10 protein-coding genes are annotated in these 12,035 nt (G+C 45.0%); 8 read left to right on the top strand and 2 right to left on the bottom strand.

Annotated features, from left to right (window positions below):
- Positions 1–149 precede the first annotated feature (149 nt).
- From Q5076_RS12160 to Q5076_RS12125, 8 genes are all read left to right on the top strand, one after another.
- Positions 150–857 (top strand): FHA domain-containing protein, encoded by a 708-nt coding sequence (locus tag Q5076_RS12160; protein ID WP_303013666.1) that lies wholly within the window; start codon positions 150–152, stop codon positions 855–857.
- 245 nt (positions 858–1,102) lie between these two features.
- Positions 1,103–1,630, top strand: a complete 528-nt coding sequence (locus tag Q5076_RS12155) for a hypothetical protein (protein ID WP_303013664.1) — start codon at positions 1,103–1,105, stop codon at positions 1,628–1,630.
- 33 nt (positions 1,631–1,663) lie between these two features.
- Positions 1,664–2,614, top strand: coding sequence for a hypothetical protein (locus Q5076_RS12150; protein ID WP_303013662.1), 951 nt, complete (start codon positions 1,664–1,666; stop codon positions 2,612–2,614).
- Positions 2,615–2,631: 17 nt separating this feature from the next.
- A complete protein-coding gene (locus Q5076_RS12145; protein ID WP_303013660.1) occupies positions 2,632–3,354 on the top strand; it encodes a caspase family protein in 723 nt (240 codons plus the stop codon).
- A gap of 18 nt (positions 3,355–3,372) precedes the next feature.
- Entirely contained in the window at positions 3,373–3,954 is a 582-nt protein-coding gene (locus Q5076_RS12140; protein ID WP_303013657.1) for an FHA domain-containing protein, read from the top strand.
- Positions 3,955–3,972: 18 nt separating this feature from the next.
- Positions 3,973–4,983, top strand: coding sequence for a PP2C family serine/threonine-protein phosphatase (locus Q5076_RS12135; RefSeq protein WP_303013654.1), 1,011 nt, complete (start codon positions 3,973–3,975; stop codon positions 4,981–4,983).
- A 33-nt stretch (positions 4,984–5,016) separates the two neighbouring features.
- Positions 5,017–6,798 (top strand): WG repeat-containing protein, encoded by a 1,782-nt coding sequence (locus Q5076_RS12130; RefSeq protein ID WP_303013652.1) that lies wholly within the window; start codon positions 5,017–5,019, stop codon positions 6,796–6,798.
- A gap of 6 nt (positions 6,799–6,804) precedes the next feature.
- Positions 6,805–7,026: a hypothetical protein gene (locus Q5076_RS12125; RefSeq protein ID WP_303013649.1), complete on the top strand. Its 222-nt coding sequence runs from the start codon at positions 6,805–6,807 to the stop codon at positions 7,024–7,026.
- A 439-nt stretch (positions 7,027–7,465) separates the two neighbouring features.
- Here the strand turns inward: Q5076_RS12125 and Q5076_RS12120 are convergent, their stop codons facing one another.
- Both Q5076_RS12120 and Q5076_RS12115 read right to left on the bottom strand, forming a co-directional pair.
- Positions 7,466–8,905 (bottom strand): TolC family protein, encoded by a 1,440-nt coding sequence (locus tag Q5076_RS12120; RefSeq protein ID WP_303013647.1) that lies wholly within the window; start codon positions 8,903–8,905, stop codon positions 7,466–7,468.
- Positions 8,892–12,035 (bottom strand): efflux RND transporter permease subunit, encoded by a 3,144-nt coding sequence (locus Q5076_RS12115; protein ID WP_303013645.1) that lies wholly within the window; start codon positions 12,033–12,035, stop codon positions 8,892–8,894. The genes Q5076_RS12120 and Q5076_RS12115 overlap by 14 nt, the downstream gene beginning before the upstream one ends.

Raw genomic sequence — 12,035 nt, 5'->3', positions numbered from 1 at the left:
AGTTCTGCTGTCTGATACAAGAGGATAAATTGAATTGATAGAACTCACCTTAAGTGATTATTCTTCATTTGCCTATCAAGTGGAAATTTCAAAAGAAGCTTTGAAAAAACTGAAAGAACTTTTTTTAACTTTAAAACAAGTATAGGATAATGATGGAAATTGTCATAGGGAGAGAATCGCCTAATAGCCGGTTGCGTATCAGTGTAGATAATAAAGACTTTTTTCTTGGTGAAAACGGGAGTGTGCCCAAGTCAGTAAGTCGTCAACATTGTAAGCTGACTATAAAAGAGAAAGGAAATTATGTAATCACCAATATAAGAAATATAACTTATGTAAACGGTGTAGAAGTCGAATCTAAGCATATAACCGATAATGATCGTGTAGAATTGGGAAGTGACCGATACTATTTGAACATAGCTGCAATATGTAAGATAGTTGCGAACGCATCACCTTCAACATATTCTATTCGGCATCTTGAGAAAGTTTGGGATGAGTTTCATGACACCAAACTCCGGATACAGATTAAAGAAAAGAAATCTGTAGCAATACGATCGGTAACAAGTGTATTTTCTATGTCTGCCATATTCTGTGGTTTTATTCCCGGTATAGCCGAGTACACTTCGTTGCGTGTAGCTTTATATTCTGCAGGCCTTTTGTTGGGTGTGTATTTCTTTATAGTTACTTATCGTTCATCTTCCACACTTCCTAAATTTCTGGATGATTTAGATAAGAAGTTTCATAAAGATTATGTATGCCCTAATCCGGATTGTCACCATTTTATGGGCTATCAACAATATGATGACTTAAAGAAAATGCCAGGTTGTCCCTACTGTAAATCCAAATACACGAATAATTGACAATCTCACAAAAAACAGACAATAGCAGAGGCAAAGGAAGCCGTCCTATTCAAGCATTATCAAACAAAACAAAAAAATAATAGCATATGCAGTTACAATCAGAAACTCTTTTGTAAGCAGAAAAATAAAAATTGAAAAGCAACCCCCTTCATACATAAATCCCTATATTTCATGTAATACACCTTATGGAATATCTGGTTTATAGAATGATTCGGTACCTTTGAAGCAAGACAAGAAAAACAATTATGAAAAAAAAAGAAGAAACAAAAGCTCAATCAATGTCAGAATTTAATCGAGATAAAGATTGGGCGATAGCGGCTGGAATTGGTGCTGTAACTGGAGGAGCGGCTTTTGCAACAGCGGCATATTCTGCCGGAATATTGGAAAGTGAACAAGAAGAAATCATTGATGACGGCAAAATGACTGAACACAACGAAGTCACTGTTGAAATTCATCGACCGGAAGTGATACCTGTCGAAACGCTATCTTCATCTACGGGTGATGTATTGACAGAACCATATACTGCAGAACCGTATATTACAGAACCATCAGTTCTGCCGGATAATGATGAAGTGAATATTGTTGCTGTAGAATCTAATGGGATGCACTTGGAAAATATCGGATATCCGACAGAAGGAGCGATTCTCCATTCGGATATGCAAGAAATAATGGACATTTCTATAAATCAAACCATAGACACCCTATCCGTTGATAGTATTAATGAAACATATGATGACAACGTGACGGATGATTACCTACCTTATTTAATATAAAACAGAATTAATAACCATAAAAATTGCAGCCTTATGAAATCGGAAGAGACTATACTCAATCAGTATGAGAATGAAAATGAAGAGACACAACTATCTGATAAACAAACGAAAGAGCAGAAAGAACCGCGGGAAGAACTTACTAAAAAGAACCGTTCCTGGAAACAAGTTGTAATAGGCGGAGTATCGGGAATATTATTAGGTAGTACGAGTACATTCTTTACAGGCTCAACTAGCGCATATGATGATGCGGACGCTCCAGGGCACGGTAGTCAATCCTCAACAAGCGGAGAAGCACTCCCGGTTTCAGAAGATTCTGCTATTAGCGTAGAAGGGCTTCCTGTAGCTACAGTAAGTGATGACCTGTCTTTTAGTGAGGCCTTTGCGGCAGCACGTCAGGAAGTGGGACCGGGCGGAGTTTTTGAGTGGAACGGAGGCGTTTATGGTACATACTATGCAAATGAATGGAACGAAATGACTGCAGAAGAACGTGCGGAATTTGGCAGCCGTATCTCTTATGGGACCGGGGAAAACACAGCAAATAATGAAGATTCCAATCAAAACGATACAAGCACAGAAGCAATATCTGCCGAAATTCACACAGATACCATGCCGGGTGGCGGGAGAGTCGGAGAGGACCTCGTCGTTAACGTAGAGCCTGAAAACAACGAAACATTTGATGAGGTTCAAATAATAGGCGTTCATGAGGCGACAATGGAAGATGGCTCCGTAGCTACTATCGGACAAATGGAAATAAGCGGCCATGAAGTCTTTGTCGTGGATGTAAATCATGACGGCACTTTTGATATTATGGGAGCAGATATGAATAGCGACGGAGTCATCAGTGAGAGCGAAATATGCAACATACAGGATGAAGGAATACAAGTAGCCGATTTTCAACAACAATTGGATATAAGTCCCCAGGATAATTATTTGGCAGAACTGCCGGATTATACCAATGATGCTGAGCCGGTTGACTTTGCTTAACATCTAAAACATCAGTTATGAAGCAAATATTGTTTTTGGCAGCCTGTTTTTGCATCCTTTGTGGAAAAGCTTCTGCCCAAAAGATTTATTTGGTATCTGTCGGGATAGCAGATTATCCGGGTACGGAGAATGACCTCACACTTCCGGCCAAAGATGCAAAAGCCATTCAATGGGTCTATCAAAAAAATCAGAAAGCAGAAACAGTAATATTGACAAATCGACAGGCTACCCGCAGTAACGTGTTAACCGGCATGAGCAAGCTTTTTAGTAAAGCTACAGTCGATGATATCATTGTTCTCTTTTTCAGCGGACATGGATATAAAGGCGGATTTGTCGGGTATGATGAAAGGATTTCCTATCAAGATGTGAGAAAAGTAATGGCTAAAAGCCCGTCGAAAAACAAGATGATATTTGCAGATGCTTGTTTTTCAGGTAAGATGAGAAACTCAAGAAACAGTTCGTCGGCGCCATCATCTTTGTCTTCCTTGAAAGTAATGCTCTTCTTGTCCTCCCGCGACAATGAGGTATCAATCGAGCGTCGCACCATGCAAAACGGATTCTTCACTACCTGTTTGCAGCGTGGCTTACGTGGAGGAGCTGATGCTAATCGTGATAGGATAATTACGGCAAAAGAACTGTTCCTATATGTCAGTAAAGGAGTAAAAGAACTGTCAAATAATAAACAACATCCGGTCATGTGGGGAAAGTTTAGTGATACGATGCCGGTTATAGTGTGGTGAAAAATGTAAAAAAATAAAATGGAACCCGAATTACTTAAAATCAAGTGCCCCAATTGCGGGGCAGTTCTGACTATTAAAAATATGACCGGTTTGGAAAATAAATCTATTCCTTGTCCGGTATGTAAAAAAGTCTCCCGTTATGTAGATTATAAAATTCCAAGTCAGAGGCAAGAATCACAATATGATATGGACGATGCGACTACGGCAGGAGATGCCACACAATTAGGCAACAATTTGCACGACAGACTTAAATCCAAAAGTATTGGCAAACTTAGAAAGCCCGGGACAAACGAGGAATATACGCTTTCGCTCGGTAAGAATACCATCGGAAGAAAAGCACAGTCATCTAATTCTACCATACAGATTAATACGGATGATCGTTACATGAGTCGTGCGCATTCTGTTATTGAAGTCCATAAAAAGCAAGATGGGGATTATATCCACTATTTCTCGAATGCACAGAATAAAAATGCCACATATGTGAATTGCCTAAAAATAGAGAACGGAGACCGTATCGTATTACATGGAGGAGACACCTTGAAAATGGCGAATACAGTGTTGCAATTTGTTTTTGATTCGGAAGACGAAACTATCCTATAAATTGGAAAATAAAAGAAGATGAAATATATATTAAAACCATTGGCGATTTATGAGTTGGGGCAGCGAGCCAACCAAGAAGACTCTATATTCCCACATTATGGAAAAGCAACAAAAAACGATCGTACATTCCTCGTCTGCGATGGAATGGGAGGACATGATTCAGGAGAGATAGCAAGCCAGACTGTATGCGAAGCCATGAGTAAGTATGTTTTAGCACACACTCCGACAGATAATTTCACAGATGAACAGTTCAATCAGGCATTAAACGCTGCGTATGACGAATTGGATGCTAAAGACAACGGTGCGGCAAAAAAGATGGGGACCACCATGACTTTCTTGCACTTCCATGACGATGGTTGCCTGTTAGCTCATATCGGAGATAGCCGTATTTACCATATTCGTCCTTCAGAAAAGAAAATCCTGTTTAAAACGCGAGACCATTCACTCGTGAATGACCTGATTGAAATAGGAGAATTAACGCCTGAGGAGGCCAAAACATTCAGACAAAAGAACGTCATCACTCGTGCCATGCAGCCCAATCTTGAAAGACGTCCTAAAGCTGAGCTTAAACATATTACGGATATTCGGCCGGATGATTATTTCTTTATGTGTTCGGACGGGATGTTGGAAGAGACAGAAGATGAAAACCTGTTGAACATACTATCGGAAACAAAGAATAGTGATGAAGAGAAGTTGGATATACTGATTAAAGTAAGTGAAAACAACAAAGACAATCATTCAGCCTATCTCATTCATGTGCTTGATAGTCTATCAGACGAAAATATCCCGGCCGAGACAAATAAAACCGTTCAAGAACCAAAAGAAAACAAGCGCCATAAGCGTGTTTCTTCCATCATAAAAATTTCGGTTTTTTGTGTACTGCTCTTTGTGCTTCTTTATGCCGCCTCTTCACTTTTTATAAAACGGATATCCAAAAAAGAACCGGATAAAAAGCCGCAAATTGAAAACGTAAAGAAAGATTCCCATGATAAGACCCGGAATGAAGACAGGAATCAAAAACAAGAATAATCATAGTTACCGACAACTAATAAACAATGAATTATGCAGCTCCCATTTCAAACTTTCCTCCAAGGCAAGAAATATAGAATAGAAAAAGTGCTTGGGCAAGGTGGTTTCGGCATCACTTATTTAGCAACAATGAAAGTGGAAATAAAAGGACCACTGGGAATCATACAAACAGAAATAAATGTCGCTGTTAAAGAGTTCTTTATGAAAGAGCTATGTAATAGGGATGAATATACCAAACACGTTTCCGTCCCGTCAACCGGCAGCATAGAACAAGTTGAAAGCTATCGGAAAAAATTCAGGAAAGAAGCAGAGAACCTGTCCAAATTAAACCATCCGAACATAGTCAAAGTTTTGGATGTCTTTGATGAGAACGGAACATCCTATTATGTAATGGAATATATTGACGGCGGTTCTTTGCAGCAATACGTCAGTCAGTCGGGTGCTTTGACAGAAAAAACGGCACTGAATTATATCTCTCAGTTAGCGGCGGCATTAGGTTACATGCATACCCACCGGTTGTGCCATCTTGATATAAAACCGAGCAACATATTGATAACTGCTGATAGAACGAAAGTACTATTGATAGACTTCGGGCTTTCAAAACAGTATGACCCGGACGGCAACCAGACTAGCAGTACTCCTGTCGGCATTAGTGAAGGATATGCTCCTATGGAACAGTACGAGCCGGGCGGTGTCAGTGAATTCTCTCCCGCAACAGATATTTACTCATTGGGAGCCACTCTGTTTTTTTTACTTTCAGGAGTAAAGCCCCCTAAGGCAAGCCTGGTATTGAATGAAGGTTTACCGGAACTGTCGGGTTCAATATCGGATACTACCCAAAGAGCCATTGAAAAGGCTATGAACCCCAGAAGAAAAGAACGTCCGCAAACAATAACGAATTTTTCGATACTCCTTAATAGCCAAAAGGAGAAAGAGCCAATGTCATCTTCTATAAACAGTGATGATACGACAAAGATTATAACGGATGAAGAAAAGTTACAAACATCCGATGAAAAAACACCTAAGTTTAATCTGAGTCAATCTACATGGACATTGATTGTCAGTGTCGCCATATTAACCGGTATAGTGATATTATTCTCTGTTTCTTACAGAGGCAATGAAGCTAAAAAACGTGAATTAGCTCTCATGGATTCCATCCGGATAGGAGATTCGATAGCAGCTTTAGAGAACACGCCAGTACTAAATGACGTTGTTGCTGTTGCTGATACCACGGTTCTATCGGTAGCACAAAGTACGGCATTGGACGAGAAACAGGCATTGAAAGAGAATCTGCGTCTTGCACACTATGGGTTTAGTGAAGGGATAGCCCTGATAAATAAAAACAAAAAATGGGGATATATTGATAAAAACGGGACCATTGTCATCCCATTGAAATACGATTATGCAGAGTCATTTTCAGAAGGGCTGGCGGCAGTCGAGAAAAATGGCAAAAGGGGATATATAGACAAAGACGGGAATACAATGATTTCGTTTAAATACAACTATGCCGAGCCGTTTTCCGAAGGACTGGCATTAGTGGGAATAAATGGAAAAGAAGGTTTTTTTGATAGAAAATATGGGTTTATTAATAAAAGTGGCAAGATGGTTACTCAATGCATATATGATTTTGCCAATAGTTTCTCCGAAGGTTTAGCGGCAGTGAGCATAAATGGAAAATGGGGGTTTATAGATAAAAGCGGTACCATCGTTGTCCAGTGCCAATATAATAACGTATCCAGCTTTAAAGGCGGGGAAACTAAGGCAGAACTGAATGGTGAAACTTTCCGTATAGATAAACGAGGAAATAGAATCTAATCAATTATGAATATACAAATAGGCACACTCCTTCAAGGAGGTAAATATAAAATTGAAAAAGTACTTGGGCAAGGTGGTTTCGGAATTACCTATTTAGGCATGCAAGTCGGGTTAAACCGCTTGGTCGCAATTAAAGAGTTCTTCATGAAAGAATATTGTGAACGTGACGAGCGAACTTCAAAAGTCTATTTAGGTTCTCAAGGCAGTAAGGAAATCGGTAATCAATAATATAATATCCGATACGGTCTTCGTTTGAAACCGGCAACCCTTAAAGCGGAAAAACGGGACACCTTTCGTTGTTCATCCGTAAGCGGTGCGATGATAGACGATATGACAAAACAATCCCCTTATTTTAACCTTCATTCCGGAGAATGTCAGGTAAAATAAGGGGATTACTGTTTTGAGAGATTCCAGTCTGTCGGATTACATTTACACAAAATTCTGGACAGTGCCGATTTTCAATTTCCGGAACCCGTTTTGGGGTATCCTTCTTTCGCTTTAGGACATCCTTCTTTTCGCTTTAAGACATCCTTTCTTTTCGCTTTAAGACATCCTTTCTTTTCGCTTTAGGACATCCTTTCTTTTCGCTTTAGGACATCCTTCTTTCAATATAAGAACCTCCTTTTTTCCAAAAAGAAACATCCCTATACCGACCGACAACGCAATATCAAAAACGGCCTCCTCCCAGCGCCTTGTATAATTGGGCATGCAACTGGCAATAAGCAGTATTCAGCTCGATACGTTCCAGTTCGCATTCCAGATAACGCTCGTCGGCTGACAACACATCCAGATACCCCGCAAAACCGGTCTTGAACAACTCATTCGCGTTATTGATAGACCGGTTATGAATCCGGCTTTCCTCCTGTTTGAGAGCCTTGCGTTTGCTCATCTGCTCGGAGGCGGCTATGAGACTCACCACCTCCTGGTAAGAGCGCAATACCGTATAATGATAGTTCAGCAAAGCAATCCTCTGGCGGCTTTTAGAAGTCTGCCATAACGCGCGGATTTCATGACGCTTGAAAATAGGTGCGCTGATACCCGCTGCGATGTTATACGCCAGTGAGGCCGGAGAAGCGAACCACTCCTGCAGGTTGAACGCATTGAACCCTCCACTTCCGCCTATTGTCAGTGAAGGGAAAAAAGCCTTGCGGGCGGCGGACAAGTCAGACTTGGAAGCCAGCAGCTCCAGTTCGGCCGCCCGGATGTCGGGACGGTTCCTCAATAACTGGGCGGGAATACCCACCTCGCCGGGAAAACGGTAAGCAGACATCGTATTGAAATCCGGACGTACCACCTTCATGGACAACTTCCCCAATAATAAGGCAAACGCCCGTTCCGCATCCGATATCTGCAACTCCGTATCCAGCAACATCTCCTTCAGTTGCAGCCGGCGCGAGTTGAACTGGTCCACCGACAGACGGGAAACCTCCCCCTCCTTCATCAACTCATCAGTCAGGGCACAAGACTCTCCGGTCTTGCGGATAGCCTCCTCCAGTACCGCCCGTTTCCTGTCCAGGCCAATCAAGCCGTAATATTGCGTAGCCACTTCGGAAATCAGCATCGTGCGGGCGAGCCGTTGCGCCTCTACAGACTGCATCCACCGCATGGCAGCCGCCCGTTTCTTGTCCGTAAGCTTCCCCCAGATATCCGCTTCCCACTGGAAACTCAGTCCCAGGTTCAGATTCCTGTACGGGTCGGGGATATGCTTGTTCTCCGGCAAGTCCGGGGTATTAGTCGTGCTGTTGCCCACACCGTCCATCGTAAACTCGCCAAACCGTTGGATACCGCCGTCAATCCCCAATGCAACCTCAGGCAACAACGCCCCCTTGCTGGTTTTCAGTTGCGCCCGCGCTATGGATATATTCTCCATCGTCTGCAAAAACGAATGATTCCCGGCCAGAGCCGTATCCATATAAGCAACCAGGCAAGAATCGGGAAAGAAAGCTTTCCATGAAAGAGAGGCGACCGTAGCCGTGTCCGTGCGCCCCGTAAACGTGTCCGGCAAGTCAATTCTCTCCACCGGTGAGAGAGAAGGAGCCTTGCATCCCCCCAATACCCACACCGTGGCGGCCATAACCGAACAAATCCTTATGCTATTCATCATCATCTTCATAACGTATTTTATTGCGGTTCAATCGTACCGACAAAGATTCAAAAATCAAATATAATCCGGGAACCAGGAAAATACCCACAGCCGTCCCGATAAACATGCCGCCTGCCGCTGCCGTACCTATGGAACGGTTCCCCAGCGCGCCGGCGCCGCTCGCCAGTAACAGCGGAATCAGTCCGCAGATAAAAGCGAATGAAGTCATCAGAATCGGGCGCAGACGGCTCACCGCCCCCTTTACCGCCGCTTCCAGAGGAGACAATCCCCGGCTGCGGAACTGGTTCGCCATCTCCACAATCAAAATCGCATTCTTGCCCAGAAGCCCGATAAGCATCACCAAAGCCACCTGTGCGTAAATGTTGTTCTCCAGCCCCGCCAGTTGCAGGAAGAAATAAGAACCGAAAATCCCCGCAGGCAGAGAAAGAATTACCGAGAAAGGCAATAACAGACTCTCATACTGAGCGGCAAGCAACAGATAAACAAACAACAGGCAAATACCGAAAATGACAAGAGTCTGCCCGCCGGAATCCTTCTCCTCGCGAGTCATGCCCGACCATTCCACGTCATACCCGCGCGGAAGCACCTCCTTGCAGATTTCCTCCACGGCGGCAATCACCTCACCCGAACTGATGCCGCCTTCCCCTTCACCCGTAATCAGTGCCGAGGTAAACATATTGTAACGGGTAATCTGGCTCGGACCGTACACCCTGTCCATAGTCATGAAATTCGAGTACGGCACCACGTTCCCGTCCTTGTTCTTGGCATAAAAATGATACAAATCCTCAGGATTCATCCGGTATTCCGGAGACGCCTGAATCATCACCTTGTACATCTGCCCGAAACGGATAAAGTTAGAAGAATAAAAACTGCCTATATACGCTTGAAGCGTCTCCATAGCCTTGTCCAGTTCCACTCCCAGCTTGGCGGCCTTTGCCAAATCCACCTTTAGCAAATACTGCGGGAAGTTCGGGTTGAACCCGGAAGTGACCCCTGCCAGACGCGGGTCCGCGTTTAACTTCTCCACTAAATCGTCCGCCACTGCTGCGAACTCATGGAAATCCCCGGCAGTCTTGTCCTGCAGCCGCAGCTCGAATCCGCTCGCATTGCCGAAGCCCGGAACAGACGGAGGCAGGAAAAACTGGATGTCAGCATCCTTGATGTGAGAAGTACGGTCCTTGTAAACCTGCATCAGCTCGTCCACGCTCTCTTCGCGCTCGCCCCAAGGCTTGAGGTTAATCATCCCCATTCCGTAGCTCGCCCCCTCCGTTTCCGTCATCAGGCTGTAGCCCGCCAATGTCGAGATACTCTCGATTTCGTCAAAAGGCAGCAAAGCAGCCTGTATCTCATTCAACACCTTCTCGCTGCGTTCCACCGTAGCCCCCGGAGGCGCGTCCACATTGACATATATCATGCCCTGGTCCTCATTCGGTATAAATCCGGTGGGCAGGACCAGATTGATTCCGTAGGTTGCCAGCAAGAAAATAAGCAAAGTAGCATACGTGAAAGCCTTCCGTCCCAGATACTTGTGCACTCCGAGATTATAACGGTTCTCGAAACGGTAATAAGCCCGGTTGAAAACGATGAAAAACTTACGCAGCCAAGTCAGCTTCTTCCGGCCCGTACCCGCCGGTTTGAGCAGTAAGGCGCAGAGGGCGGGGGAGAGGGTCAGGGCGTTGATACCCGAAATGACGATAGCCACAGCCAGAGTCAGGGAGAACTGGCGGTAGAAAATCCCCACAGTACCCTCCATGAAACCTACCGGGACGAATACGGCAGACATCACCAGCGTGATGGCGACAATCGCCCCGCCGATTTCCTTCATGGCAGCGACAGACGCCTTGTATGGCGACAACTTGTTCTCATGCATCTTCACATGCACCGCCTCCACCACCACTATGGCATTATCGACCACAATCCCGATGGCAAGAACCAGAGCGAAAAGCGTAAGCATATTGACAGAGAACCCCAGCATCTCCATAAAGAAGAACGTGCCGACCAGCGAGACAGGGACCGCGATGGCGGGAATCAGAGTAGAGCGGATATCCTGGAGGAAAATATACACCACGATAAACACCAGCAAGAAAGCCTCAAGCAACGTTTTCAGCACAGACTCGATGGAAGCGTCGAGAAACCGCGACACGTCATAAGCGATGTTATAATCCATTCCCGGAGCAAAACTGCTCTCTTTGATTTCCTCCATCCGCTGCTTGATGTTCTGAATCACTTCGCGGGCGTTCGAGCCCGGCCTCTGCTTAATCATGATAGAAGCCGAAGGACGCCCGTCGGTCATGGAAATCATGTTGTAGTCTTCCGAGTCAAACTCGATTGCAGCCACATCCTTCAGCCGGAGCAGCGAGCCGTCGGGCAAAGCCTTCAGCACGATTTCGCCATACTCCTCCGGAGTGCTGAACTTACCCGTATATTGAAGCACATACTGCAACTGCTGCGGCAGACGGTCGGAACTGATACCCGTCTTGCCGGGAGCCGCCTCGATATTCTGTTTGCGGATAGCCTCGGTCACGTCCTGGGGAACCATGTTATAAGCCGCCAGGCGGTTCGGGTTCAGCCATACGCGCATGGCGTAGTCCCGGCTTCCCATAATCTCCACGAGCCCCACGCCGTCAATACGTTTCAGCTCCCGCAAGATGTTGATGTCCGCAAAATTATAGACAAACTTCTCGGTGTGCGTGCTGTCGCTGCTGAATACGTTCAGATACATCAGCATGCTGTTCACCTCCTTCTCCGTCACCACGCCGGCCCGGATAACCTCCTCCGGCAACTCGTCGAGCACCGTCGTCACACGGTTCTGCACGTTGACAGCCGCCACGTCGGGGTCCGTCCCTACCTTGAAATACACAGTCGTGAGCGACATGCCGTCGTTGGTACATACGGTAGTCATATACGTCATTCCCGACACGCCGTTGATAGCGCGTTCCAGCGGAGTCGCAACCGTTTTGGACATCACGTCCGCGCTGGCGCCCGTGTAGCGCGCCGTCACCGTCACTGCGGGAGGCACGATGTCCGGAAACTGGGTGATAGGCAACGATACGATAGAAAGCGCCCCCAGACACACGATAATCACGGAAATTACCGCCGAAAGAATCGGTCTTCGGATAAATAATTTGAACAT

The organism is uncultured Bacteroides sp. (genome assembly GCF_958445495.1).
Lineage (GTDB): Bacteria > Bacteroidota > Bacteroidia > Bacteroidales > Bacteroidaceae > Bacteroides.
This window is presented reverse-complemented; position numbering and strand designations above follow the sequence as displayed.

Excerpts from the sequence above, each read along its gene's own strand:
- Q5076_RS12150 (WP_303013662.1), top strand. The coding sequence starts at position 1,664 with ATGAAATCGGAAGAGACTATACTCAATCAGTATGAGAATGAAAATGAA.
- Q5076_RS12160 (WP_303013666.1), top strand. The coding sequence starts at position 150 with ATGATGGAAATTGTCATAGGGAGAGAATCGCCTAATAGCCGGTTGCGT.
- Q5076_RS12155 (WP_303013664.1), top strand. The coding sequence starts at position 1,103 with ATGAAAAAAAAAGAAGAAACAAAAGCTCAATCAATGTCAGAATTTAAT.
- Q5076_RS12130 (WP_303013652.1), top strand. The coding sequence starts at position 5,017 with ATGCAGCTCCCATTTCAAACTTTCCTCCAAGGCAAGAAATATAGAATA.
- Q5076_RS12140 (WP_303013657.1), top strand. The coding sequence starts at position 3,373 with ATGGAACCCGAATTACTTAAAATCAAGTGCCCCAATTGCGGGGCAGTT.
- Q5076_RS12145 (WP_303013660.1), top strand. The coding sequence starts at position 2,632 with ATGAAGCAAATATTGTTTTTGGCAGCCTGTTTTTGCATCCTTTGTGGA.
- Q5076_RS12125 (WP_303013649.1), top strand. The coding sequence starts at position 6,805 with ATGAATATACAAATAGGCACACTCCTTCAAGGAGGTAAATATAAAATT.
- Q5076_RS12115 (WP_303013645.1), bottom strand. The coding sequence starts at position 12,035 with ATGTTCAAATTATTTATCCGAAGACCGATTCTTTCGGCGGTAATTTCC.
- Q5076_RS12135 (WP_303013654.1), top strand. The coding sequence starts at position 3,973 with ATGAAATATATATTAAAACCATTGGCGATTTATGAGTTGGGGCAGCGA.
- Q5076_RS12120 (WP_303013647.1), bottom strand. The coding sequence starts at position 8,905 with ATGATGATGAATAGCATAAGGATTTGTTCGGTTATGGCCGCCACGGTG.